This is a genomic window from Streptomyces sp. NPDC058308 (assembly GCF_042880275.1).
Classification (GTDB): domain Bacteria; phylum Actinomycetota; class Actinomycetes; order Streptomycetales; family Streptomycetaceae; genus Streptomyces.
On the sequence record NZ_JBHVZA010000020.1, the window covers coordinates 1 to 23,545 of the forward strand.

The window sequence follows — 23,545 nt, forward strand, 5'->3', positions numbered from 1 at the left end:
CACCAAGAAGGTGACGTACCGCAACCTCGGCAAGGACGACGTCACCCTCGACCTGACGGCGACCGCCACCGACCCCAAGGGCCGTCCGGCACCGGCAGGCTTCTTCACGCTCGGCGCGAAGAAGGTCACCGTCCCGGCGGGCGGCACCGCCTCCGTCGACCTGACCGCCGACTCCAAGCTGGGCGGCACGGTCGACGGCGCGTACTCCGCGTACGTCGTGGCCAACGGCGGCGGCCAGTCCGTGCGCACCGCCGCCGCGGTGGACCGCGAGGTGGAGTCGTACGACGTCACGCTGAAGTACCTCGGCCGTGACGGGCAGCCGACGAAGAACTACGACGCCTCGCTACAGGGCATCACCGGCACGGCCATCGGCGTGGACCTGTCGCCCTACGACGCGTCCGGCACCGTCAAGGTCCGGGTGCCCAAGGGCGCCTACATCCTCGACTCGAGTGTCGCGGTCGACCTGGAGGACCTCTCCAAGGGCATCGACTGGCTGGCCCAGCCGAAGCTCGACGTCACCAAGGACACCACGGTGACGGTCGACGCGCGGACCGCCAAGCCGGTCGATGTCACCGTGCCCGCCACCGGCGTCAAGGGTGTGCTGGCCGCGCCCGACTACACGGTCGAGACGGCGGACCTCGCCAGCGGCTACGGCTGGCTGCTCGACGAGTTCCAGAACTTCCGCACCGGCGCCGTCGGGCCCGTCCCGACCGGCGTCAAGGTCAGCCAGCAGTGGGCGGCCGTCTGGACCAAGGGCGACGACACCGAGTACAACACCCTCGCCGGCGGTCCGGTGAAGCAGGTCGCCACCGGCTACACCAAGCACTACAAGGCCGCGGAGCTCTCCACGGTCAAGGCCGGTCTGGGCGCCTCCACGCGCGGCAAGACCGGTGCGCTGCGCGCGTCCGGCGAGCTGCCCTCGACCGGGGGCGGCTGGTCCGTCGGCGTGCCGACGAAGCTGCCCACCACCCGCACCCTCCACGTCTCCACCGGGGACAAGGTGAAGTGGGGCCTGGAGTTCGAGCAGAACGGCCCGCTGGACGAGGACGGTTTCCCGACGACCGAGGCGGCCTACTCGCTGGGCACCCCGCAGACCTTCGAGGCGGGCAAGACCTACGAGAAGACGTTCAACACGGCCGTCTTCGGCCCGCGCATCGGCGGTGCGTACGGCGTCTTCCGGCGGGGCAACGAGATCGAGGGCTACCTCCCGCTCTACGCGGACGGCCAGACGCACACCGGCTACTCGCTGTACTCGTCGGTGAAGACGATCCTGTACCGCAACGGCACCAAGGTCGGCGAGAACGACGACCCGCTGGTCGGCGACAAGCCGTTCAAGGTGCCCTCGGGCGATGCCGCGTACCGGCTGACCACGTCCGTGAAGCGCAGCGTCCGGATCGGCGCGGCCACCACGCGCGTCGACGCGAGCTTCTCGTTCCGTTCCAAGAAGGCGGACAACGCGAAGCTCCCCGTCTCCGCGGCGCGGTTCAGCCCGGCGGTCGACCTGTGGAGCAGGGCGAAGGCCGGCGAGAAGCAGTCCGTGCCGGTCAAGGTCCTCGGCTCGGCGGCCGGTGCCAACCTCAAGTCCCTGGCCGTGTACGTCTCCTACGACTACGGCCAGACCTGGAAGAAGGCCACGGTCAGCAACGGAAAGATCTCCGTGAAGAACCCGGCGAAGGACAAGGCGATCTCGTTCCACGCCAAGATCGCGGACAAGAAGGGCAACAAGTCGACGCTGTCGATCTACAACGCGTACTACGGCAAGTGAGGTTGCCGTCCTGACGCGTTGTCAGTGAGTTCGGTTGACTGACCCCGGCGCGGCGCCGAAGGGACTGACGGTCACGTACCGCCAGAACCCCCTCGGCGCCGCGTCGCTCATGGGGGCCGGGCCTGGCTACTGTGCCTCCATGACGAAGAGCCTGCCGGACGCCTCCGAACCCCTTCCCAAGGCCGAGTTCGGCTTTCCCGGACCGCTGCGCGACCAGCTCGTGGCGGCCGTCCTCGACGGGTCCAAGACCTCGACGACGGGACTCGTCGCCGACTACGAACACGCGGGCGACGCACTGCCGGCCGTGGGGGAGCGCGCGCTCGTCGTCGACTCCGACGACCGGCCCGTGGGCGTCATCGAGACGACCGAGGTGCGCCTCGCGCCGCTCGCCGACGTGGACCTCGCCCATGCCGTGGACGAGGGCGAGGGATACACGACGGTCGCCCAATGGCGGGCGCAGCACGAGGAGTTCTGGCACGGCCCCGAGATGCGCGCCGCGCTCGACGACCCCTCCTTCACCGTGGACGACACGACCCCTCTCGTCCTCCAGCGCTTCCGGCTCGTGGCCGACCTGCGGGAGAAGTGACCGGCCGGGCCCCTGGTGCTGATCGCCGGGCAGCCGAACGACCGCCACGGGTGGGATCTGGCTCAGGCCCCGCTGCCGTAGGGCCTGGTGATGATCTCCAGGTTGTGGCCGTTGGGGTCCTCCCAGTAGAGGCCCCGGCCGCCGTCGTTCGTGTTGATCTCGCTGACGCGCCGGTGGTACGGATCGGCCCAGTAGGTGAGGCCGCGGCTCTTGATGCGCCCGAAGATCTGGTCGAAGTCGTCGTCGGAGACCAGGAAGGCGTAGTGCTGCGGGGCGAAGGGGCCCTGGTCGCCGTCGTAGTAGTCGAGGGTGACGCCGTTGGGGATCTCCACCGGGATGAAGGGGCCGAACGGGGGGCCGACCTCAAGACCGAGGATGTCCGCGAGGAACTGGGCCGAGGCCTTCTTGTCCTGCGCGGCGACGATGGTGTGGTTCAACTCGATCGACATCGTGTGACCTCCTGCTGTCCGTCGCTGATGCCGACCACGGTAGGTCCGCACACCCGGCCGCCGTATCGGCCGCGGGAACGAAACAGTGCGCCATGGGGCCTAAGCCCCATGGCGCACTGGATTCAGGCCACGTCCCCCGGGCCGCTCAGGCCCCTGGGACTGCCGGGACTCCCGGGAGTCCCAGGACTCAGATCGTCGCCGTGTCGATCACGAAGCGGTAGCGCACGTCGCTGGCGAGGACCCGCTCGTACGCCTCGTTGATCTGGTCGGCGCGGATCAGCTCGATCTCCGACCCGAGCTTGTGCTCCGCGCAGAAGTCCAGCATCTCCTGCGTCTCCTGGATGCCGCCGATCATGGAGCCCGCGAGGGTCTTGCCGCCGGCGATCACCGAGAAGAGGTTGAGGGAGACCGGCTCCTCCGGGGCGCCGACGTTCACGAAGGCGCCCTCCGAGCGCAGCAGGCCCAGGTACCTGTCCAGCGGCAGCGGCGCGGACACCGTCGAGAGGATCATGTCGAAGGAGCCCGCGAGCTGCTCGAAGGTGGCCTCGTCGCTGGTCGCGTAGTAGTGCTCGGCGCCGAGCCGCAGGCCGTCGTCCTTCTTGCGCAGGGACTGCGAGAGCACGGTCACCTCGGCGCCCATGGCGTGCGCGATCTTGACGGCCATGTGTCCGAGGCCGCCGAGGCCCACCACGGCGACCTTCTTGCCGGGGCCCGCGTTCCAGCGCTTGAGCGGGGAGTACGTGGTGATGCCGGCGCACAGCAGCGGCGCGGCCACGTCCAGGGAGATCCCCTCGGGGATGCGGACGGTGAACGCCTCGTCGACGACGACGTGCGTGGAGTAGCCGCCGTAGGTCGGCTCGCCGTCCTTGCCGATGCCGTTGTAGGTCGGGACGTTGCCCTTGACGCAGTACTGCTCCAGACCGGCCTTGCAGTTCTCGCACTCGCGGCAGGAGTCGACCATGCAGCCGACACCGACGCGGTCACCCACGGTGAACTTGGTGACACCGGGGCCGACCTCAGTGACGACTCCGGCGATCTCGTGGCCGGGCACCATCGGGTAGATGCCCTCGCCCCAGCCGTCCCGGGCCTGGTGGATGTCCGAGTGGCAGATACCGGCGTACTTGATGTCGATCAGGACGTCGAACTCGCCGACGGCGCGGCGCGGCACGGTGGTCCGCTCCAGGGGCGCCTCGGGGGCGGGAGCGGCGTAGGCGGAAACGGTGGTGATCTGCTCAGTCATGTCATCGAGGCTGCCAGTGACCTGTGCGTTCGCCCAGACACCCGTTCTGCCTACGACCACTGTGCCTACCACTGGCGGGGTCAGGCTCAGGGACGTACGCGCCTGGCCACGGGGAGGCGAGCCTGGATACTGGGAAGCATGGACGAGAACCCCGCGCTCCTCGACAGTCGGGCGGAGCTGAGTGAGTTCCTGCGCACCCGCAGGGCACGGCTGCAGCCCCAGGACGTGGGTCTGCCGGACTTCGGGCGGCACCGCAGGGTGCCCGGCCTGCGCCGCGAGGAGCTCGCCCAGCTCGCCGGGGTCTCCGTCGCGTACTACACCCGGCTCGAACAGGGCAACGGCCGCAACGTCTCCGGCGAGGTCCTCGACGCCATCGCGCGCGCCCTGCGCCTCACCGACGCCGAGCACGCCCACCTGACGCGCCTCGCGAAGCCGAAGGCCCTCAAGAAGAAGCGGGCGGTGCGTCAGCAGCACATGCGGCCCGCGCTGCAGCAGCTCCTGGACACCATCCAGACCGTGCCCGCGTACGTGGTGGGCCGTCGCACGGACATCCTCGGCTGGAACGCGCTCGCCGCCGCGCTCTTCGGCGACTGGGGGCGGCTCGCGCCGGCCGACCGGAACTGGGCGCGGATCTGCTTCCTCGACCCGCGCTCGCGCGACCTCTTCGTGGACTGGGACAAGAAGGCGTCGGACATCGTCAGCTACCTGCGCATGGACGCGGGCTGCTACCCCAACGACCCGGAGCTGTCCGCTCTGGTCGGCGAACTCTCCGTGAAGAGCGAGGAGTTCAGGGGCCTGTGGGCCACGCACGACGTCAAGGAGAAGGGACACGGTGTCAAGCGCATGCACCATCCGCTGGTGGGCGATCTGACGCTGTCGTTCGAGACGCTGCGGCTGCCCGACGACTGCGACCAGTCCCTGATGATGTACCACGCGGAGCCGGACTCGGCGTCGGCGCAAGGGCTTCGGCTGCTCGCCAGCTGGGGGCGGGACGCGTCGTCGGTGGGCTCGACGCCGAAGTAGCCCTCCCGGGGCGGGATTTCGCGCCCGGCGGAACGCCGCGTGCTGACCCGGTGGCGGTACGGCTCCTAGGCTGGCCAAGTGAGCAGCCACGAGGCCCAAGAGCCGCAGAAGTCGCAGACGTCGCCGGAGCGCGAGCAGCAGCCGAAGCCGGGCACGGCCCGCGTGATCCCTTTGCGCCCTCCGGGCAAGGAGGGCACGGCGGCCAAGGAGCCCCTCTGGCGGGACCTCGTCGGTGACGTCCTGCGCCGCGAGCGCCTGGCCCAGGAGCGCACGCTCAAGGACGTGGCGGACGCCGCCCGGATCTCCATGCCCTACCTCTCAGAGCTGGAGCGCGGCCGCAAGGAGGCCTCGTCCGAGGTCCTCGCGGCCGCCGCCCGTGCCCTCGGTCTAGGCCTGCCCGACCTGCTGTCCCTGGCCCAGACGCGGCTGGCCGGCCTTCCCCGCGCGAGGCCGGCCAGGGCGTCGTACCAGGCCGAGGTCCGCCTGGCGGCCTGACCCAGGGTCTCTCCGGGGGGTGCCCGGCCCTCAGGCGGCGACGGGCAACGCCCGTCGGCCGAGCACCTGGTCGGCGAGTCCGTACGCGACGGCCTCCTGCGCGGTGAACACCTTGTCGCGGTCCATGTCCGCGCGCAGGGTGGCCACATCGTGGTGCGTGTGCTGGGCGAGGACCTCCTCTACCTGCGACCGGATCCGCAGCATCTCCTTGGCCTGCAGGCTCAGGTCGGACACGGTCCCCTGCTGCCCGCGGCTCGCGGGCTGCCCGAGCAGCACGCGCGCGTGATCGAGCACGAACCGCCGTCCCGGGTCGCCGCCGGCGAGCAGCACGGCGGCCGTGGAGGCGGCCTGGCCGACGCAGAACGTCGAGATGGGGGCGGTGATGAAGCTCATGGTGTCGTAGATCGCCATGAGTGAAGTGAAGGAACCGCCCGGCGAGTTGATGTAGATGGCGACCTCGCGGTCGGGGGCGGACGACTCCAGATGGAGCAGTTGCGCGATGACGACGTTGGCGACGCCGTCGTCGATCTCCGTCCCGAGGAAGATGATGCGCTCGGAGAGCAGCCGGCTGTAGATGTCGTACGCCCGCTCACCCTGCGGAGTGCGCTCGACGACGGTCGGAATCGTGTACTGACTCATTCTGCTCAGTCCCCTCGTTCTCTCAGATTCCCAGACCGATGCGCCGCTTCGACCCCGCGGGCCGTACGTCCTCCAGGGACTGGACGACGTGGTCGACCATCCCGTACTCCTTGGCCTGCTCGGCCGTGAACCACCGGTCCCGGTCGCCGTCCCGCGAGATCGTCTCCTCGCTCTGGCCGGTGTGCTCGGCGGTGATCCGCTCGATGGCCCGCTTCGTGAACTCCAGGTTCTCCGCCTGGATGGCGATGTCGGCGGTGGTGCCGCCGATACCCGCGGACGGCTGATGCATCATGATCCGCGCGTTCGGCAGTGCGAAGCGCTTGCCGCGCGTCCCCACGCTCAGCAGGAACTGCCCCATGCTCGCGGCGAATCCCATGGCGAGGGTCGCGACGTCGTTCGGGATGAGCCGCATGGTGTCGTAGATGGCGAGCCCGGCGGTGACGGAGCCGCCCGGGCTGTTGATGTACAGACTGATGTCGGTCTTCGGATCCTCCGCCGAGAGCAACAGCATCTGCGCGCAGACGCGGTTGGCGGACACCTCGTCGACCTGTGTTCCGAGGAACACGATCCGCTGGTTGAGCAGTTGTGCGGCCAGGTGGTCGTCGAACCGCGACGGGGCGGTCTCCCCGTCCTCGGCCCGCGGTCGCGCCACCGCGTTCCAGCCGCTGTCGAGCCCTGTCATCGCGCCTCCCTGAAGTCCCGCGGCACTCGACGCCGCGCAGTGACTTCACTGTTGACCGGGGAGGCGCCCGCTGTCAGAGATCTCGTCTTGTGGCAGATTCGCTGAGGGCAGAGCGTCCAAGACAGGCTCTCAGGGGTCGGAGGGCCCCGGCAGAGGCGGCAGGCGCAGGCCGTGGTGGACGACGGCCCGGGCGAGGTCGGACAGGTCCGTCTGGCGGGTGTGGGCGTGCGCGCGCAGCAGAGCCAGCGCCTGACCGGCGGTGAGGGAGTGGCGGTAGCTGATCATCCCGGTGGCCTGGTGGACGGCTGCGTCGGTCGGCAGGAACCAGGCGTCAGTGGCGTCGTCCGCGTCGGGCACGGGCACGGTCAGGAGAAGGAGTTCGGCCGCGTCGACGTGGGTGCGGGCCGTGTTCAGGTCCGCGTCGGCCAGCTGGCCGGGCCGGTCGCGGTAGACGCACAGGACGAGCCCCGGCTGGGGCCGGGTCTGACGCCGGCCGGTGGTGGGGAGCGCGAAGACCGCGCGGATGCCGTGCCCGCGCGCCTGCTCCGCGTAGACGGGCCAGGCGCCGGTGACGTCCGTGTCGTCGAGGTCGGGGGCGAGCACCGCCTCCAGACGTGCGAGGGCCTCGACACACGGCCCCTCTCCCAGGTTGACCTGCAAGGCTTCGCCCCGGGCGGCCAGCGGGCCGACAGCGGCCAGGGAGACGCGCTGCGCCAGGGCCGCGTCCGCCGCCAGCGTCAGCCCCACCGAGCAGGTGTCACGCAGCTCGGTCCGGCAGGCCTGTACGAGGCTGCCGGCCGGGTCGGGATCGTCCAGGTGGAGGGCGGCCAGCTCGACAACTGCCGCCCGGGGCGTGGTCATGTCAGACAGACGGAGAGGACGGCGAACGAGCGCGCGCCCGGGAAAGTACGCATGGCGGTGGATCCGATCTTTGGCACTCACCGCCGATGCTGCCCGTGATCGGAAGCCAATGTCAGGGTTATCGTGCGAGACGAAACCATCTGTTCGGGCGGGAGACAGCCTGCCTCTCCACCCTACGCCCGCGCGCCACGCATTGTGGCGCGAACCCGCCACGGGTCGCTGTCGCGCCTAGACTGAGTAAGCCGTTTCCTCGATGGTCTCGGCCTGGCAGGAGGGTGGCGGGCCATGGGCGAGGGCGACCTTGCCGCCGTACTGGAAAGCCTGCGCCCGGCCCCCGAAAGCGGAGGGCTGGCCGACGCGGACGCGGAGGTGTGTGCCCGTGCGCTGGGGGTCGACGGCGTTGCCGTGTCCGTGACGTTCGGCAACGGACACAACGAACTGCTGTGGTCCACCCCCGGTACCAGCACCCGCCTCGAAGACCTGCAGTTCACCCTGGGCCAGGGGCCGGGCCCGGAAGCCGCGGCCTCCGGCACGGCCGTCTCGGTGCCCGACCTGGCACGCGAGCCCGCGGACCGCTGGCCCGTCCTGCTGCCCGAGGCGCTGGCCCTGGGGATCCGGGCGGTGTTCTGCCTTCCGCTGCGCGTCGGCAGCGCCTGTCTGGGCGCCCTGACCCTGCAGCGTGCGACGGCCGGCCCGGCACAGGAGGAACCGCTGCCCGACGCGTGGATCGTCACGCACGCACTGAGCGCCGCGCTCATCCAGGACGGGGAGTCGTGGGAGGCCTTCGGCGCCGCCGAGGACGGCTCCCACTTCTACCGGGCCGCGGTGCACCAGGCCGCCGGGATGATCAGTGTGCAGGTGGGCATATCCCTGGCCGAGGCCTTGATCCGCCTGCGGGCTTACGCCTTCCGCCAGGGCCGTCCGTTGAACGAGGTCGCCGATGACGTGGTGGCCCGACGGGTGCGCTTTCACCAGGATGATGGAGACGAGCCGGGCGTTCGTGGCCGGCGGAAGGACTGAAGAGCCATGACCCGAGAAGAACGCCTGCTGGCGGCCGTCATCGACGCGGTCGACACGCTCGTCGACGACTTCGATCTGATCGACTTCCTGCACACGCTGTGCGATCGCTGCACCGAGCTGCTCGACGTGTCGGCGGTGGGCGTCATGCTCGAAGACCCCGGCGGCACGCTCCAGCTGATCGCCGCCTCCGACGAGCACACCCGCCTGCTGGAACTCTTCGCCGTCCAGCACGACCAGGGGCCGTGCGTGGAGTGCCACAAGAGCGGCGCGGCCCGGCTCAACATCGACCTCGTCTCGCCCGTGCTGACCAGCCCCTTCCCGGTCTTCGCCGCTCGCGCCCGGGAAGCCGGCTTCCTCGTCACCCACGCGCTGCCGATGCGGCTGCGCGAGGAGGTCATCGGGGCGCTGAACCTCTTCGACTCCCGTGCGCAGGGCCTCTCGGCCGCCGACGCACGGGTCGCGCAGGCGCTCGCGGACGTGGCGACCATCGCCATCCTGCAGCACCGCACCGTCGCCCACGCCAACCAGCAACGCGCCCAGATGCACGCCGCCCTGACCAGCCGCGTCGTCATCGAGCAGGCCAAGGGCATCCTCGCCGAGCGCTGGAACACGAGCGTGGACGACGCCTTCGACGCCCTGCGCCGTTACGCCCGGTCCCATCAGCTCGGCCTGTCCCCGCTGTCCCGGCAGCTCGTCGACGGCCGGCTCGACACCGAAGCCCTACGACGTCCCTGACCCGCCATCCCGTCGAGGCGGCCGCGAGCGGAAGCAACCGGTCCGCCGACTCGGCCACCCTCTCCTGCCGAGGCACTCCATGTACGAAGACCATGCCGCCGTCTGGCGCCGGATCGCCGCCGCCGTAGGCGGGCTCACCCTCGCCGCCGCCGCCCGGGCCTGCGCGTCGGATCTGGCCATCGACTGCCTCGGCGTGAGCCTGGTCGTCGCCGGTGAACTGCGCTTCATGGGCCACGCTACCGACGAGCGCGCCCGGCACCTGGAGGACGCTCAGCTCACCACCGGAGAGGGCCCCTGCACCGACGCGTACGTGCAGCGCACGCTGGTCGAAGAGGCGGACCTGCACCAGGCGTTCAGCCGGTGGCCGGTCTTCACCCAGGTCGCCGCCGAGCAGAACGTGCGCTCCGTGGCAGCACTTCCGCTGGCCATCGGCCACCTGTGCGTCGGCGCCGTGGACTTCTACCGCACCGAGCCCGGGCTGCTCACCGACCGGGACAAGTCCCGGGGCCGCTCCTACGCCCGCATCCTCACCCTGCTCGCCCTCGACGAACACCCGCACCTGCTGACCGCCCAGCACCACCCCACCCGGCCGGGACCGCAGGGCTACCCGCCCAGCGTCCACATGGCCGCCGGTGTCCTCGCCGAGAAGTATCAGCTCCCCCCGGATGACGCCCTGGCCCGCATGCGGGCCCACGCCTTCCGGCACAATCAGCCCCTCCATCAGACCGTGGACCACGTCCTCACGCACCACAGCCTCGACTGACTCCCGAGGGCCGCTCTCGGATCAGACCGCATGCGCCGGGTCTCAGTGTTCGCGGTCGAGGGCCTCCTGGACGGTGTCGAAGAGTTCGAAGTGCTTGCCGAGGCCGGCGGCGTGCAGGATCCGCAGGTGCCAGGGCCGCACGCACACCAGCGCCAGACGCCCGTCGCGCTGCCCCGCCCTGCGCCGGGTCCGGCAGAGCAGGCCGAGGGTGGCGCAGTCGAGGAAGGTCACCGGCCGCAGATCCACGATCAGGTGGGCGCCCTGCGCTTCCGAGGCGGCGTCGGTGTGTGTGCGTACCTCGGCGAGAGTGCTCACGTCGACGGTGCCCCGGATCTCGACCACGGTGACGCCGCGGCGCAGGAAACTGCACGCGTGCCGACTGGGGGGCGGCAGCTTCCCCGGCACCGGGCGGTCGGGATGCTGCCCAGACGCGTCCTGCGCGTCCTGTGTGTCCATGGAGATTTTCCTAAGCGGGAGAACCCCCGGGGAACAGGGATTTCACGGGCGTTGGACCATCACCAGGGACTGGGGCAACGCGATCACCTTAGGAAGCGCGGAGGAGAAGGAACGTTCATGCTTGCAGTGATTCACCCTTCGAGGGGGACCTGCCGGGGAACGGGCTCTGACCAACGCCTCTTGTGCTAGGCAGTCCTACTGCTCCGCCGCCTCCGGCGCGGGCGCGATCCCGGTGGGGCAGGCGCGCCCCCAGTTCGTCTCCGACGGGGCGTCGAGGACCGCGCCCGTGCCGCCGATGCCGCAGTAGCCGTCGGGGTTCTTGTCCAGGTACTGCTGGTGGTACGGCTCGGCGGGCCACAGCGGGCGGGTGTCGGCGGGCAGGACCGTCGTCGTGATCGTGCCATAGCGCGCGGTCGTCAGGACCTGCTGGTATGCCTCCAGGGAGGCGGTCGCCGCCTCCCTCTGGGCGGGGGAGTGGGTGTAGATCGCCGAGCGGTACTGCGTGCCGACGTCGTTGCCCTGACGGAAGCCCTGCGTGGGGTTGTGGGACTCCCAGAACAGCTTCAGGAGCGAGGCGTACGAGACCTCGGCCGGGTCGAAGACGACGCGGACCGCCTCCGTGTGGCCCGTCAGGCCGGAGCACACCTCTTCGTAGGAGGGGTTTTCGGTGTAGCCGCCCTGGTAGCCGACGTACGTCGTCCAGACGCCCGCGGTCTGCCAGAACTTGCGCTCGGCGCCCCAGAAGCAGCCCAGCGCGAAGTCGGCGACCTCAAGGCCGGCGGGGTAGGGACCGAGCAGCGGGTTGCCGAGGACCGTGTGGCGGGAGGGGACCTCGAATTCCGGGGTCGCCCGGCCCTTCAGGGCCTGCTCGGGGGTGGGGAGCTCGGGCGTGCGGCCGAAGATCATGGGGTCTCTCCTCGTGCGTGACAGGGGTCTACGAGGTCAACGTGGGCGGGCGCCGCCGCATTCCGTCAGTGCGGGAGCGTCGCCGGGCTGCCGCCGTTCGCCTCGTAACCGGCGACGGCGAGCGCGCGGTACACCGCGTACCCCCCGGCCGGGTCCTCGGTCAGGGTCCAGGGCAGGGCGCCGACGTGGCCGTCCACGTGCACCAGCTGGTTCATGGCCTCGCCCCAGCGCTCGCCGCGGACCAGGAAGAGGACCAGGAGGTGGCGGACGTGCGCCAGCATCGGGTCGTCCGGGCGGGCGGCGTGCACCGCGAAGAGGGCGCCCTCGACGGCCTTGGTGACGACCTCGCTCTCGTAGAAACCACGGACGAGGGTGACCTCGGGGAGGTGTTCGTAGACCGCGAAGAGGGGGAGCGCGGCGAGCAGGGAGCCCCGGGGGGCGCGGGCGGCGGCCGCCTCCGCGAAGCCGTACGCGAGGTCCCGCGAGCCGTGCCACTTCTCGCACCAGTAGTGCAGCGCCGCCAGGTGCGCGCCCATGTGCGCGGGCGCGCGGTCCAGGATCTTCAGCCACAGCTGCTCGAACTCCTCGCGGGAGTACGCGAGTCCGCGCGCGATGGAGAGCTCGATGACGTACGGGACGGGGTCGCCGGGGGAGAGCAGCGCGGCCTGCCCGCACGCCTCCCTGGCCTCCTCCAGGATGATCCGGAACTCGTCCGTCCCCTGCACCGCCGTGCGCCACGCCTGCTGGACGAGGAACTCCGCGTGCACCGCCGCGCCGCCCGCGTCCTTGGGCGCCTCCGCACGCCAGACCCGCAGCCACTGCCCGCCGGGGCTGTCGCTGACGCCGCCGGGCCGCTGCTGGAGCTCCAGGGAGGCCGCGCCCGCGAAGGCCTGCACGCGCTGCCAGCGCCGCTCGCCGTGCGTCTCCGTGCCCGCGAGGAGCTGCGAGGCCGCCTTCCACTCCTGCGTGCGCTGCACGAGGTCGAGGACTTCCAGGAGGTCGGCGTCCGGACCCGGCATGCGGATGTCCAGCTCTTCCTGGCGCAGGAAGCCGTAGTTCTCCGGGTCCGCGGCGTCCGGCGAGCCCGGGGCCACCTGCCGGATTCCGCCGCGCCTGCGCAGCAGTACGGGCCCGAGGACCGCACCGATCATGATCACCGCGAACAGGAACCAGAGAATCTCCATGACACAAGCGAACCAGAAGCGTCGGACAATTGGCCAACCTGCCCGGACGTACCGGGACCGACCCTCCGTAAGAGGCCGTGCGCGCACTACGCTCAGGCCGCATGAGCGACTCGCACAGCACCCAGAACTTCGAGACCGTGGCGATCCACGCGGGCAACACCGCCGACCCCCTCACCGGCGCCGTCGTCCCGCCCATCTACCAGGTCTCCACCTACAAGCAGGACGGCGTCGGCGGCCTGCGCGGCGGTTACGAGTACAGCCGCAGCGCCAACCCGACGCGGACCGCCCTGGAAGAGAACCTGGCCGCACTGGAGGGCGGCCGCCGCGGACTCGCCTTCGCGTCCGGCCTTGCCGCCGAGGACTGCCTGCTCCGTACGCTGCTCGGCCCCGGCGACCACGTCGTCATCCCCAACGACGCGTACGGCGGCACCTTCCGCCTCTTCGCCAAGGTCGTCTCGCGCTGGGGCGTGGAGTGGTCGGTGGCCGACACCTCCGACCCGGACGCCGTGCGGGCCGCGCTGACCGACCGTACGAAGGCGATCTGGGTGGAGACCCCCTCCAACCCGCTGCTCGGCATCACCGACATCGCCGCGGTCGCGCAGATCGCCCGCGAGGCCGGCGTCCGGCTCGTCGTCGACAACACCTTCGCGAGCCCTTACCTCCAGCAGCCGCTCGCGCTCGGCGCGGACGTCGTCGTGCACTCCATGACCAAGTACATGGGCGGCCACTCGGACGTCGTCGGCGGCGCGCTCGTCGTCGACGACGCCGAACTGGGCGAGGAGCTGGCGTACCACCAGAACGCGATGGGCGCCGTCGCGGGCCCCTTCGACGCCTGGCTGGTGCTGCGCGGCATCAAGACCCTCGCGGTGCGCATGGACCGGCACAGCGAGAACGCCGCCAAGGTCACCGAGATGCTGACCCGGCACGCGCGCGTGACGCACGTCCTCTACCCGGGTCTTGCGGACCACCCCGGCCACGAGATCGCCGCCAAGCAGATGAGGGCGTTCGGCGGCATGGTGTCCTTCCGGGTCGAAGGCGGCGAGGAGGCGGCCGTCGAGGTCTGCAACCGCGCCGGACTCTTCACCCTGGGCGAGTCCCTGGGCGGCGTCGAGTCCCTGATCGAGCACCCGGGCCGCATGACGCACGCCTCGGTCGCGGGCTCGGCCCTGGAGGTCCCCGCGGACCTCGTACGCCTCTCCGTGGGCATCGAGTCGGCCGACGACCTCGTCGCCGACCTGCAGCAGGCGCTGGGCTAGGTCCTGTCGTCGAACTCGCGTCGTCCGCCCGGAGGGCGGCCTCGCGGCGTCCGGTGCGTGCGCTCGTAAGGCGGAGGCTCATCCCGGTACTGGGCGTACCGGGATGAGTCCGACAACGCGGCGAGCATGCGTGCCGGGCGTCCAGCACGACGGCCGGGACTCCCTGGCCAACGGCAGACGTCCGGCGCGTCACGCAAGACGCGACAGGGCCGCTTCGGACGGACTCCCGGCCGTCGCCTGGTACACGATGATCACCTGTTGCCCGGCGCCGCCGACGGTGAGCGCCTGTCTTCGCAGGGCGAGGCTGCCGACGACCGGGTGCGCGAAGCGCTTGAGTTCGTCACGGGCGGGCCGCGTCTCGTGCCGCAGCCACAGACGACGGAACTCCTCGTCCGTCTCCAGCTCGGCGACCAGGCGGACGGTTCTGGGGTCGCGTGGGTCGGCTTCGGCGCGCAGGGCCGCCGCGGTCTGCGCGGCCACCTCCGGCCAGTCGGGGAAGAGCCGACGGGACGCCGGGTCGAGGAACACCGCTCGGACCAGGTTGCTCCCGGGCTCGTACATCGGGGCGAGCGCACGGGCCTGCTTGTTCGCCGCCAGCACGTCGAAGCACCGGTCGCGGACGTACGCAGGGCGGTCCGCCCACGCGTCGAGCAGCCGGTGCACGTCCGAGGACGCCTCGGTCCGCGACGGCGGCACGGGACCGGGGTCGACGAGGGCGTGCAGGTGAGCGGAGGCGTCGGCGTCCAGCTCCAGCGCCCGCGCGAGGGAGCGCAGCACCTGGGGCGAAGGGTGCCGGTCGATGCCCTGTTCGAGCCGGACCAGGTACGGCTCGCTGATCCCGGCGAGCCGGGCCAGTTCCTCCCGGCGCAGTCCCGTGACCCGGCGACGTCCGCCGACGGGTCCCGCCATGTCCACCGGAGCGACCCGCCCGCGACGGGCCTTGAGAAAATCTCCCAGAAGGTTGTCGGCCGCCATGGCGCGAGGGTAACCCTGCGGGGGTGCTGGCTGCCGAGGTGCGGGCGGCGCAGGCTCGGTGCCATGAAGACTTGGTTCATCACCGGCGCGTCCCGCGGCTTCGGCCGTGTCTGGGCAGAAGCCGCTCTCGAACGCGGCGACCGCGTCGCCGCCACCGCACGCGATCCCGAGACCCTGCGACCCCTCCTCGACGTCCACGGGGACGCTGTCCTCCCGCTCCGCCTCGACGTGACCGACCGCACCGCCGTGACCACCGCGGTGGGGCGGGCCGCCGAGGTCTTCGGCCGCCTCGACGTGGTCGTCAACAACGCGGGTTACGGCCTGTTCGGCATGGTCGAGGAAACCACCGAGGAACAGGCCCGCGCGCAGCTCGACACCAACCTGTTCGGCCCGCTGTGGGTGACGCAGGCGGCCCTGCCGTACCTGCGGACCCAAGGCAGCGGACACATCCTGCAGGTTTCCAGCCTCGGTGGCCTCGCCGCCTTCCCCACGCTCGGGCTGTACAACGCCTCCAAGTGGGCCCTGGAGGGGATGAGCGAGGCCCTGGCCCAGGAGGTCGCTCCGTTCGGGATCAACGTGACCCTCGTTGAACCCGGTCCCTACGGCACCGACTGGGCGGGCGCCTCCGCGGTGCACACCGAGCCGCTCCCCTCCTACGAACCCGTCCGCGCAGCGCGCCGGGCCGGTGCGTCCGACCGCACGCCCCAGGACGCGCGAGGCACCGCCGCCGTCGTCCTCGACCTCGTCGACACCGACGAACCACCGCTGCGGCTCTTTCTGGGCACCTACCCCTATCCGGTTGTCGAGTCGGCCTATCGGAAGCGGCTCGACATGTGGGACGAGTGGCGACACCTCGCCTCCCGTGCGTGACCGGTACGGAGCGCGTTCGACGAGCAGCCCGCCTAGCCCCACCGGGTCAGGGGTGGAGTCGTGTCCGAGGGCGGCTCCACCCACGGCCGGGTGAGCGAGGCCCACACCACGAACGCCACCGCCGCGGCGAACAGCAGGGTCCAGAACAGCCGCCGCACCGCCGTACGGCGCCGCAGCAGCCGGCTGCCGCGCCGCACCGCGTCGTGGAGGAGTTCGGGCGGCACAGCGGGCGCCGTGCCCTCAAGGAGGCGCCGCACGGCCTGTTCCTTGCGCTCGTACTGGCTCATGAGGGGGCCGTCCCGCTCAGCGCCGCGGGCGGGGCGGGCCCGCCCCGCGGGTGCAGGGCCGTCGCCGTGGCGCGGGCGCAGATCAGCGCGACCCGCTCCGCCGGCAGCCCGAGGAGCGCCGCCGTCTGCTCCTCGGCCACGCCCTCGTACACCCGCAGGACGAGTATCAGCCGCTCCTGGGGGCTGAGCCCGGCCAGGACCCCGCCGTGGCCGCGGTGACGGCGCCAGGCCGCGCGCCCGAAGCGGACGGCGAGCTGCTGGCGGGTGCGGTCGTAGGGGTCCTCGCCGCGCAGCCGGTCCCACGTCGCGTACGTGTGGGCGAGGGCCGCGGTCAGCAGGGCACGCGCGCGTGGGTTGTCGTCCGGGAGCTCGGCGGTGAGCAGCGTCGAGGCATGCAGGAGCCGCCCTGCCGCGCCCGCGACGAACGCCTCGAACTCCCGGGCACGGCGGGCGCTCTGGAGCGCCTGCCGTTCTCGCACCACGCCTCCCGGCCAAAAGGAAGGGGGGTCCCGGTCTCATCCGATGCCAGATGCGGGGCCGGGGTCAAGACTCCGGAGTGGCCGGAACTTCTCCCGCGGGGGCCGTCTGGGACGTCTGTCGTGCCGAGAGGGCGGAATTGAAGCGTGTGAGGAGCGCGCAGAAGCTCTCGCGCTCCTCCGGAGCCCATTCCTGGGTCAGCTCGGCCATGAGTTCGCGGCGCGAGGAGCGCACCTCGTCGAGTCTGGCCTGGCCGCGCGGTGAGAGCTGCAGGACCACGGCGCGGCCGTCCTCGGGGTGCGAGGTGCGCTTGACGAGTCCGGTGTCGACCAGCGGGGCGACCTGCCGGGTGACCGTCGAGGAGTCGATGCCCATGCTCGCGGCAAGCGCCTTGACGCCCATCGGGCCTTCCTTGTCGAGCCGGTTGAGCAGCAGGTACGCGGCGCGGTCCATGGAGTTGCGGACCTGGCCTACGCCGCCGAGGCGCGTCTGCTCCGCGCGGCGTGCGAAGACGGCCACCTGGTGCTGGAGGCTGTCCAGGAGGCCGGGGTCGCTGGCGGTCGTCATGTCCGGAGTTGTGGGCATGGCCGGGGGCTCACTTCATGCGAGGGCGATGGGTTGGGGGACAGGGTACGCGGCCGGGGCGCGCCCCGTACCTGCGCTGCGCAAACCTACGAGGAGAACGGTCTCGTCCCTTGGTCGTCCCAGGAGGAACGGGGCGCCGGCTGCAAGACTTGCCGACATGAGCTACCGCACGCCTCACTCCTTGCCGACGGTCACCCTCGACGACGTGCGCGGCGCGCAGAAGATGCTCTCCGGAGTGGCCCGGACGACCGCGATGGAGGGCAGCCGGCACCTGTCCCAGCTGGTCGGGGCTCCAGTGCACCTCAAGTGCGAGAACCTCCAGCGGACCGGCTCCTTCAAGCTCCGCGGCGCGTACGTACGGATCGCGGGCCTGCTCCCCGAGGAGCGCGCCGCCGGTGTCGTCGCCGCCAGCGCGGGCAACCACGCGCAGGGCGTGGCCCTCGCCTCCTCGCTCCTCGGCGTGCGCTCCACGGTCTTCATGCCGGCCGGGGCGCCGCTGCCCAAGGTCGCGGCCACCCGGGAGTACGGCGCCGAGGTGCGGCTGCACGGTCAGGTGGTCGACGAGACGCTGGCCGCCGCGCAGGAGTACGCGTACGAGACGGGCGCCGTCTTCATCCACCCCTTCGACCACCCGGACATCATCGCGGGCCAGGGCACGGTCGGCCTGGAGATCCTGGAGCAGTGCCCGGAGGTGCGCACCCTCCTCGTCGGCGTCGGGGGCGGCGGCCTCGCGGCGGGCATCGCGGTCGCGGTCAAGGCGCTGCGCCCGGACGTGCGGGTGGTCGGCGTGCAGGCGGCGGGCGCCGCGGCCTATCCGCCCTCGCTGGCCGCCGGGCGCCCGGTGTCGATCGAGAACCCCGCGACGATGGCCGACGGCATCAAGGTCGGGCGCCCCGGCGACGTGCCGTTCCAGCTCTTCGAGGAGCTGGTCGACAGCGTCGTGACGGTCTCCGAGGACGAGCTGTCCAGCGCCCTGCTGCTCTGTCTGGAGCGGGCCAAGATGGTCGTGGAACCGGCCGGGGCCAGCCCGGTCGCGGCCCTGCTGAGCGATCCGAAGGCGTTCGAGGGGCCGGTGGTGGCGCTGCTGTCCGGCGGCAACGTGGACCCGCTCCTGATGCAGCGGATCCTGCGGCACGGCATGGCGGCGGCGGGCCGCTACCTCTCGCTGCGGTTGCGCCTGACCGACCGCCCGGGCGCGCTGGCCACGCTCCTCGGGGTCCTGTCGGAGGTGGACGCCAACGTCCTGGACGTGAGTCACGTACGGACCGACCCGCGGCTGGGGCTGACGGAGGCGGAGGTCGAGCTGCACCTGGAGACGAAGGGGCCCGCGCACTGCACGGAGGTGGGCGCGGCGCTGCGGGCGGCGGGTTACACGGTCATCGGCTGAGGCCGTAGGGGGCGCGGGGACCGGGGCCGTAGGGGCCCGGCGGCCGGGGCCGTAGGGGTCTCCCGGATTCTTGGCCCGTCTTTCGGAAAACAGCTGAGGCAACGCGATGTATCGCGTTATGGTGTGTCCCGTGTCACCCGTTCGCCGGGCGGGCCAAGTCCGGCAAATCTAAGCTCTTTTGCAGGAAGTCACCCACACCCTGGGAGAACCCACATGCCAGGCGCCATCTACGCCGAAGGCCTGGTGAAGACCTTCGGCGACGTAAGGGCTCTGGACGGCGTCGATCTCGATGTCCCGGAAGGAACCGTACTCGGCCTCCTCGGGCCGAACGGCGCGGGAAAGACCACGGCGGTCCGCTGCCTGACCACGCTGCTCACACCGGACAGCGGCAAGGCGGTCGTCGCGGGCGTCGACGTCCTCAAGCACCCCAACGAGGTGCGGCGTTCCATCGGCCTCTCCGGTCAATTCGCCGCCGTGGACGAGTATCTGACAGGCCGTGAGAACCTGCAGATGGTCGGCCAGCTCTATCAGATGAAGGCCAAGGAGGCCAAGGCCCGGGCGGCCGAGCTGCTCGATCGGTTCAACCTCGCCGACGCCGCCGACCGCCCCTCCAAGACGTACTCGGGCGGTATGCGCCGCCGCCTCGACCTCGCCGCCGCGCTGGTCGTCTCCCCGCCGGTGATGTTCATGGACGAGCCGACCACCGGCCTCGACCCGCGCAACCGCCAGCAGCTGTGGGAAGTCATCCAGGAACTCGTCGCGGGCGGCACCACCCTGCTCCTGACCACCCAGTACCTGGAAGAGGCCGACCACCTGGCGCACGACATCTGCGTCGTCGACCACGGCCGCGTCATCGCCCGCGGCACCTCCGACCAGCTCAAGGCCAGGACCGGCGGTGAGCGCGTCGAGGTCGTGGTGCACGACGCCGACCACATCGCCACCGCCGCCGAGGTGCTGCGGGGCTTCGGCAAGGGCGAGGTCGCCGTCGCCCGGCACACCCGCAAGCTGACCGTCCCGGTCACCGGCGGCGCCAAGCTGCTCGCGGAGGTCATCCGCGAACTGGACACCCGCGGTATCGAGATCGACGACATCGGTCTGCGCCGCCCGACCCTCGACGACGTCTTCATCTCCCTCACGGGCCATGTCGCCGAGCAGTCGGCCGAGGGCAACGGCGAGAGCGCCGTGACCGACCCCCAGCGCGAGGAGGAGGCCGACAAGTGAGCACCGCCACCGACGCCGTGCCCACGGCGGGCCCCAGGCCCTCCGGCGGCATCGGCCAGTCCGTCAGGGACTCCCTGGTCATCGCCCGCCGGAACCTGATCCGCATGAGCAGGATTCCCGAGATGGTCCTGTTCGGGCTCATCCAGCCGGTGATGTTCGTGATCCTGTTCACGTACGTCTTCGGCGGCTCCATCCAGGTCGGCGGCTCCCTGTCCTCGCAGGACTACCGCAACTTCCTGATGGCGGGCATCTTCGCGCAGACCGTCACCTTCGCCACCGCGGGCGCGGGGGCGGGGATCGCCGACGACATGCACAAGGGACTCATCGACCGCTTCCGGTCGCTGCCCATGGCCCGGGGCGCGGTCCTCACCGGGCGCACCGTGGCCGACCTGGTGCAGACGGCCCTGACACTGGTCGTGCTCGCCCTGGTCGCGCTCCTCATCGGCTGGCGCACCCACGAGAACTTCGGCAAGGTCCTCGCGGGCTTCGGCCTGCTGCTCCTGCTCGGCTATGCCTTCTCGTGGATCGGCGCCCTGATCGGCCTCTCGGTCCGTACGCCGGAGGCGGCGACCTCCGGTGGCCTGATCTGGCTGTTTCCGCTGACGTTCATCTCGAACGCCTTCGTGGACTCCAACAAACTGCCGACGTTCTTCCGGCACATCGCCGAGTGGAACCCGTTCAGCACCACGGTCCAGGCCTGCCGGGAACTCTTCGGCAATCTGCCGCCCGGCTTCAGGACCCCGGACGCCTGGCCCATGCAGCACCCGGTGTGGGCGTCGCTGCTGTGGTCCGTGATCATCCTCGTGGTCTTCCGGACGCTGGCGGTCCGCAAGTACCGCTCGGCGACGGCCTGACCGCACGGGAGCGGACAGGACATGACAGGGCCCCCGGTGCTCACGGCGCCGGGGGCCCTGTCATATGCGGAGCTCGAGGAGCGCGCTAGGCCTTGTACGGCTTGGCCTCGAGGATCTTCACGGAGGCGAACTTGCCGTTCGGCAGCTCGTACTCCGCGTTCTCGCCGATCTTCTTGCCGTTCACGCCCGTGCCCAGCGGGGACTGCGGCGAGTACGTCTCGATGTCGCCGCTCGCGTACTCACGGGAGGCGAGCAGGAACGTCGTGGTGTCGTCCTCGTCGCCGTCGAAGGCGATGGTCACGACCATGCCCGGCTCCACGACACCGTCGTCGGCGGGCGCCTCGCCGACCCGCGCGGTCTCCAGGAGCTGGGTCAGCTGGCGGACGCGGAGCTCCTGCTTGCCCTGCTCCTCCTTGGCCGCGTGGTACCCGCCGTTCTCGCGCAGGTCGCCCTCCTCACGCGCTGCCGCGATCTTCGCCGCGATCTCGGTGCGCGCGGGACCAGACAGGTACTCCAGCTCGGCCTTGAGCTGGTTGTACGCCTCCTGGGTCAGCCAGGTGACGTTTTCGCTGGTCTGGGTCACAGGTGCTCCTCGTAGGTACTGGGAATACAAAGCATCGCCCTACCCAGAAGGATGTTCCTTCACGGGTGGGCGAAACCACGAGCCTAACAATTCAGGCGCCCCAGGGGGAGGACATAAGCCGTCAGATTTGCGTCAACGCAGGTGAGCGCGGTAAAGCCGGTCGATTCAGTCGGAGTGGCAACCCAGCAGCTCGACGTTGGTGGCCTTCCCCGTTGTACGCAGCGTGACGGTCCGGTCGATCCGGCCCGAGCGCTCGTCGAAGCGGAAGTCCGCACGGCCCACCTCGGCACCGGACTCGGCCTGCGAGCGCAGGGTGCAGTAGCCGCGCGCGTCGGCGTCCTTGCGCACTTCCAGGTGGGCCTCGACGGCGTGGTCCGACACGACGTCGAACTTGATGACCTCGCCGCTGACCTTCGTGCCGTCGATGTAGTCGTAGCCGAACCAGCCGACCATGCCGAGCAGGAGCACGCCGAGCACCGAGCCGATGATCTTCAGCTTGCGGTCGGCCGCTTCGTCGGCCGTGCGCGAGCGGCCGTACCGACCCTCGGGGAGCCCGCCGGAAGGTCCCTCGGGGAGCTTCGCGCTCGCCGCCGCCATGATCGTCCTCCAGGAACAGGGGATGCCGGAATTTTCCGCCCCCCGGTTCCGTCACTATAGAAGCCGCGTGTTGCGCCGGATGACCGAGGGCGCCCAAAAACTTGAGGATCGAGTCTTGACTGAGCAGCTGCGACTGATGGCCGTGCACGCCCACCCCGACGACGAGTCGAGCAAGGGCGCGGCCACCATGGCCAAGTACGTGTCCGAGGGGGTGGACGTGCACGTCGTGACCTGCACGGGCGGCGAGCGCGGCGACATCCTCAACCCCAAGCTCCAGGGTGACACCTACATCCAGGAGAACATCCACGAGGTGCGCAGGAAGGAGATGGACGAGGCGCGCGCGATCCTCGGCGTCAAGCAGGACTGGCTCGGCTTCGTCGACTCCGGCCTGCCCGAGGGCGACCCGCTGCCGCCGCTGCCCGAGGGCTGTTTCGCCCTTGAGGACGTCGACAAGGCGGCCGGCGAACTGGTCCGGCAGATCCGTTCCTTCCGTCCGCAGGTCATCACGACCTACGACGAGAACGGCGGGTACCCGCACCCCGACCACATCATGACCCACAAGATCTCGATGGTCGCCTTCGACGGTGCGGCCGACGCCGAGAAGTACCCGGAGAGCGAGTTCGGCCCGGTCTTCCAGCCCCAGAAGCTCTACTACAACCAGGGCTTCAACCGGCCGCGCACCGAGGCGCTGCACCACGCGATGCTCGACCGCGGCCTGGAGTCGCCGTACGGGGACTGGCTCAAGCGCTGGGACGAGTTCGGGCGGGTCGAGCGCACGCTGACCACGCACGTGCCGTGCGGCGACTTCTTCGAGATCCGCGACAAGGCGCTGATCGCGCACGCCACGCAGATCGACCCCGAGGGTGGCTGGTTCCGCGTGCCCATGGAGATCCAGAAGGAGGTCTGGCCCACGGAGGAGTACGAGCTCGCGAAGTCGCTCGTCGATACTTCCCTCCCCGAGGACGACCTCTTTGCGGGCATCCGCGACAATGCCTAGCGTGAACGCACATCTGGCAATGACGCATCTCGTCCCTCTTGCCAAGGAGGTCGACGACGACAAGGTGACTCCCGGCGTCCTGGGCTTCATCGTCTTCGCGGTGATGGCACTGGCCGTCTGGGGCCTGATGAAGTCGATGAACAAGCACATGCGCAAGGTCGACTTCAAGGATCCGGAGAAGGACTCGGTCGGCGCCGCCGCCGGTGACGGCGAGAAGCCCGCTTCCGGAGAGCAGCGCTAGGACTGTCGGAGCAGCGCCAGGACCGCAGCGCCAGGACCGCAGCGCCAGGACCGTCCCGGAGCCGTCATCGCCGTGAGTGACGGCCGCCGCCGCTCATGAGTGCGGCGGCGGCCGTCGGGCGCGCGAGGCGGCGGGCTCCCCTCCGACGCCTCCCCGCGCGCGGGTGTCCTCCTGGGCCGGCAGGAAGCGGGAGTTTCCTGGCCGTGCGGTAGGAGAACGGCGGCTGGAGCCGTGTCGTCGGCGAGCGGCTCCAGCAGGCATGTCCTGGTGCGAAACCGTGCGCGACCCGGGGTCTGGGAGCCGTGCTCAGGGATGGGCGCCGACCCGTAAGGCAGTCGCGCTCCAGTCCTCTCTACGTGAGGGTAGAGCGACGACGGCACCGGTGGGAATGCCGCCTGGGCGTTCTGCGGG

At 70.8% G+C, this 23,545-nt stretch carries 27 protein-coding genes and 1 pseudogene; 14 read left to right on the forward strand and 14 right to left on the reverse strand.

What is annotated here, in order from left to right:
• Positions 1 to 1,765: pseudogene (locus tag ACFVYL_RS25300) on the forward strand (peptidase S8); the annotation flags it as partial.
• A 139-nt stretch (positions 1,766 to 1,904) separates the two neighbouring features.
• Positions 1,905 to 2,351, forward strand: a complete 447-nt coding sequence (locus tag ACFVYL_RS25305) for an ASCH domain-containing protein (RefSeq protein WP_389719691.1) — start codon at positions 1,905 to 1,907, stop codon at positions 2,349 to 2,351.
• A gap of 62 nt (positions 2,352 to 2,413) precedes the next feature.
• On the opposite strand, the gene ACFVYL_RS25310 is transcribed toward ACFVYL_RS25305, so the two are convergent.
• Together ACFVYL_RS25310 and ACFVYL_RS25315 are read right to left on the reverse strand one after the other, a co-directional pair.
• Positions 2,414 to 2,800: a VOC family protein gene (locus tag ACFVYL_RS25310; protein WP_389719692.1), complete on the reverse strand. Its 387-nt coding sequence runs from the start codon at positions 2,798 to 2,800 to the stop codon at positions 2,414 to 2,416.
• 187 nt (positions 2,801 to 2,987) lie between these two features.
• Positions 2,988 to 4,040: an NAD(P)-dependent alcohol dehydrogenase gene (locus ACFVYL_RS25315; RefSeq protein WP_389719693.1), complete on the reverse strand. Its 1,053-nt coding sequence runs from the start codon at positions 4,038 to 4,040 to the stop codon at positions 2,988 to 2,990.
• A 138-nt stretch (positions 4,041 to 4,178) separates the two neighbouring features.
• Between ACFVYL_RS25315 and ACFVYL_RS25320 the strand changes: the two genes are divergently transcribed.
• Together ACFVYL_RS25320 and ACFVYL_RS25325 are read left to right on the forward strand one after the other, a co-directional pair.
• A complete protein-coding gene (locus tag ACFVYL_RS25320) occupies positions 4,179 to 5,063 on the forward strand; it encodes a helix-turn-helix domain-containing protein (RefSeq protein WP_389719695.1) in 885 nt (294 codons plus the stop codon).
• Between the two features lie 78 nt (positions 5,064 to 5,141).
• A complete protein-coding gene (locus tag ACFVYL_RS25325; protein WP_389719696.1) occupies positions 5,142 to 5,558 on the forward strand; it encodes a helix-turn-helix domain-containing protein in 417 nt (138 codons plus the stop codon).
• Positions 5,559 to 5,588: 30 nt separating this feature from the next.
• Here the strand turns inward: ACFVYL_RS25325 and ACFVYL_RS25330 are convergent, their stop codons facing one another.
• The 3 genes from ACFVYL_RS25330 to ACFVYL_RS25340 all read right to left on the reverse strand — a co-directional run bounded on the left by ACFVYL_RS25330 (position 5,589) and on the right by ACFVYL_RS25340 (position 7,740).
• Entirely contained in the window at positions 5,589 to 6,197 is a 609-nt protein-coding gene (locus tag ACFVYL_RS25330) for a ClpP family protease (protein ID WP_389719698.1), read from the reverse strand.
• A 22-nt stretch (positions 6,198 to 6,219) separates the two neighbouring features.
• Positions 6,220 to 6,879, reverse strand: a complete 660-nt coding sequence (locus ACFVYL_RS25335; RefSeq protein ID WP_389719699.1) for a ClpP family protease — start codon at positions 6,877 to 6,879, stop codon at positions 6,220 to 6,222.
• Between the two features lie 129 nt (positions 6,880 to 7,008).
• Positions 7,009 to 7,740 (reverse strand): ANTAR domain-containing protein, encoded by a 732-nt coding sequence (locus tag ACFVYL_RS25340; protein WP_389719701.1) that lies wholly within the window; start codon positions 7,738 to 7,740, stop codon positions 7,009 to 7,011.
• A 285-nt stretch (positions 7,741 to 8,025) separates the two neighbouring features.
• Here ACFVYL_RS25340 and ACFVYL_RS25345 point away from each other — a divergent pair, with 285 nt between their 5' ends.
• The 3 genes from ACFVYL_RS25345 (at position 8,026) to ACFVYL_RS25355 (ending at position 10,258) form a co-directional block, all read left to right on the forward strand.
• Positions 8,026 to 8,760 carry a GAF and ANTAR domain-containing protein gene (locus ACFVYL_RS25345; RefSeq protein WP_389719702.1) on the forward strand — a complete coding sequence of 245 codons (735 nt, stop codon included), beginning with the start codon at positions 8,026 to 8,028 and terminating at the stop codon, positions 8,758 to 8,760.
• A gap of 6 nt (positions 8,761 to 8,766) precedes the next feature.
• On the forward strand, positions 8,767 to 9,495 hold the full coding sequence (locus ACFVYL_RS25350; RefSeq protein WP_389719703.1) for a GAF and ANTAR domain-containing protein: 729 nt from the start codon (positions 8,767 to 8,769) through the stop codon (positions 9,493 to 9,495).
• A gap of 79 nt (positions 9,496 to 9,574) precedes the next feature.
• A complete protein-coding gene (locus tag ACFVYL_RS25355) occupies positions 9,575 to 10,258 on the forward strand; it encodes an ANTAR domain-containing protein (RefSeq protein WP_389719705.1) in 684 nt (227 codons plus the stop codon).
• A 42-nt stretch (positions 10,259 to 10,300) separates the two neighbouring features.
• Here the strand turns inward: ACFVYL_RS25355 and ACFVYL_RS25360 are convergent, their stop codons facing one another.
• The 3 genes from ACFVYL_RS25360 to ACFVYL_RS25370 form a co-directional block, all read right to left on the reverse strand.
• Complete coding sequence (locus ACFVYL_RS25360) at positions 10,301 to 10,714, reverse strand: STAS domain-containing protein (protein ID WP_389719707.1); 414 nt, start codon at positions 10,712 to 10,714, stop codon at positions 10,301 to 10,303.
• 195 nt (positions 10,715 to 10,909) lie between these two features.
• The gene (gene msrA / locus ACFVYL_RS25365; protein ID WP_389719708.1) at positions 10,910 to 11,620 is read right to left on the reverse strand and encodes a peptide-methionine (S)-S-oxide reductase MsrA; all 711 of its coding nucleotides are present in this window, start codon (positions 11,618 to 11,620) and stop codon (positions 10,910 to 10,912) included.
• A 65-nt stretch (positions 11,621 to 11,685) separates the two neighbouring features.
• Positions 11,686 to 12,804, reverse strand: a complete 1,119-nt coding sequence (locus ACFVYL_RS25370; protein ID WP_389719710.1) for a hypothetical protein — start codon at positions 12,802 to 12,804, stop codon at positions 11,686 to 11,688.
• A 101-nt stretch (positions 12,805 to 12,905) separates the two neighbouring features.
• On the opposite strand from ACFVYL_RS25370, the gene ACFVYL_RS25375 reads away from it, so the two are divergent.
• On the forward strand, positions 12,906 to 14,060 hold the full coding sequence (locus ACFVYL_RS25375) for a cystathionine gamma-synthase (protein WP_389719711.1): 1,155 nt from the start codon (positions 12,906 to 12,908) through the stop codon (positions 14,058 to 14,060).
• A 189-nt stretch (positions 14,061 to 14,249) separates the two neighbouring features.
• Here the strand turns inward: ACFVYL_RS25375 and ACFVYL_RS25380 are convergent, their stop codons facing one another.
• On the reverse strand, positions 14,250 to 15,035 hold the full coding sequence (locus ACFVYL_RS25380) for a helix-turn-helix domain-containing protein (protein ID WP_389719712.1): 786 nt from the start codon (positions 15,033 to 15,035) through the stop codon (positions 14,250 to 14,252).
• Positions 15,036 to 15,098: 63 nt separating this feature from the next.
• Here ACFVYL_RS25380 and ACFVYL_RS25385 point away from each other — a divergent pair, with 63 nt between their 5' ends.
• A complete protein-coding gene (locus ACFVYL_RS25385) occupies positions 15,099 to 15,905 on the forward strand; it encodes an SDR family oxidoreductase (RefSeq protein ID WP_389719715.1) in 807 nt (268 codons plus the stop codon).
• A gap of 32 nt (positions 15,906 to 15,937) precedes the next feature.
• Here ACFVYL_RS25385 and ACFVYL_RS25390 read toward each other — a convergent pair whose 3' ends face one another.
• The 3 genes from ACFVYL_RS25390 to ACFVYL_RS25400 form a co-directional block, all read right to left on the reverse strand.
• On the reverse strand, positions 15,938 to 16,192 hold the full coding sequence (locus ACFVYL_RS25390; RefSeq protein WP_389719717.1) for a hypothetical protein: 255 nt from the start codon (positions 16,190 to 16,192) through the stop codon (positions 15,938 to 15,940).
• Positions 16,189 to 16,671, reverse strand: a complete 483-nt coding sequence (locus ACFVYL_RS25395) for a sigma factor-like helix-turn-helix DNA-binding protein (RefSeq protein ID WP_389719719.1) — start codon at positions 16,669 to 16,671, stop codon at positions 16,189 to 16,191. The genes ACFVYL_RS25390 and ACFVYL_RS25395 overlap by 4 nt, the downstream gene beginning before the upstream one ends.
• Positions 16,672 to 16,735: 64 nt before the next feature.
• Complete coding sequence (locus tag ACFVYL_RS25400; protein ID WP_361715922.1) at positions 16,736 to 17,254, reverse strand: MarR family transcriptional regulator; 519 nt, start codon at positions 17,252 to 17,254, stop codon at positions 16,736 to 16,738.
• A 157-nt stretch (positions 17,255 to 17,411) separates the two neighbouring features.
• On the opposite strand from ACFVYL_RS25400, the gene ilvA reads away from it, so the two are divergent.
• The 3 genes from ilvA to ACFVYL_RS25415 all read left to right on the forward strand — a co-directional run bounded on the left by ilvA (position 17,412) and on the right by ACFVYL_RS25415 (position 20,716).
• Positions 17,412 to 18,641: a threonine ammonia-lyase gene (gene ilvA, locus ACFVYL_RS25405; protein ID WP_389719720.1), complete on the forward strand. Its 1,230-nt coding sequence runs from the start codon at positions 17,412 to 17,414 to the stop codon at positions 18,639 to 18,641.
• A gap of 213 nt (positions 18,642 to 18,854) precedes the next feature.
• Complete coding sequence (locus ACFVYL_RS25410) at positions 18,855 to 19,862, forward strand: ATP-binding cassette domain-containing protein (protein WP_389719721.1); 1,008 nt, start codon at positions 18,855 to 18,857, stop codon at positions 19,860 to 19,862.
• Positions 19,859 to 20,716 carry an ABC transporter permease gene (locus ACFVYL_RS25415; protein ID WP_389719723.1) on the forward strand — a complete coding sequence of 286 codons (858 nt, stop codon included), beginning with the start codon at positions 19,859 to 19,861 and terminating at the stop codon, positions 20,714 to 20,716. Before ACFVYL_RS25410 ends, ACFVYL_RS25415 begins: the two co-directional genes overlap by 4 nt.
• Positions 20,717 to 20,801: 85 nt before the next feature.
• On the opposite strand, the gene greA is transcribed toward ACFVYL_RS25415, so the two are convergent.
• Complete coding sequence (gene greA, locus ACFVYL_RS25420; protein ID WP_389719725.1) at positions 20,802 to 21,299, reverse strand: transcription elongation factor GreA; 498 nt, start codon at positions 21,297 to 21,299, stop codon at positions 20,802 to 20,804.
• Between the two features lie 165 nt (positions 21,300 to 21,464).
• The gene (locus ACFVYL_RS25425) at positions 21,465 to 21,896 is read right to left on the reverse strand and encodes a DUF4307 domain-containing protein (RefSeq protein WP_389719726.1); all 432 of its coding nucleotides are present in this window, start codon (positions 21,894 to 21,896) and stop codon (positions 21,465 to 21,467) included.
• Between the two features lie 115 nt (positions 21,897 to 22,011).
• Here ACFVYL_RS25425 and mca point away from each other — a divergent pair, with 115 nt between their 5' ends.
• The gene (gene mca / locus ACFVYL_RS25430) at positions 22,012 to 22,893 is read left to right on the forward strand and encodes a mycothiol conjugate amidase Mca (RefSeq protein WP_389719728.1); all 882 of its coding nucleotides are present in this window, start codon (positions 22,012 to 22,014) and stop codon (positions 22,891 to 22,893) included.
• Complete coding sequence (locus ACFVYL_RS25435; protein ID WP_389719730.1) at positions 22,886 to 23,134, forward strand: hypothetical protein; 249 nt, start codon at positions 22,886 to 22,888, stop codon at positions 23,132 to 23,134. Before mca ends, ACFVYL_RS25435 begins: the two co-directional genes overlap by 8 nt.
• The last annotated feature ends 411 nt before the right edge of the window (positions 23,135 to 23,545 follow it).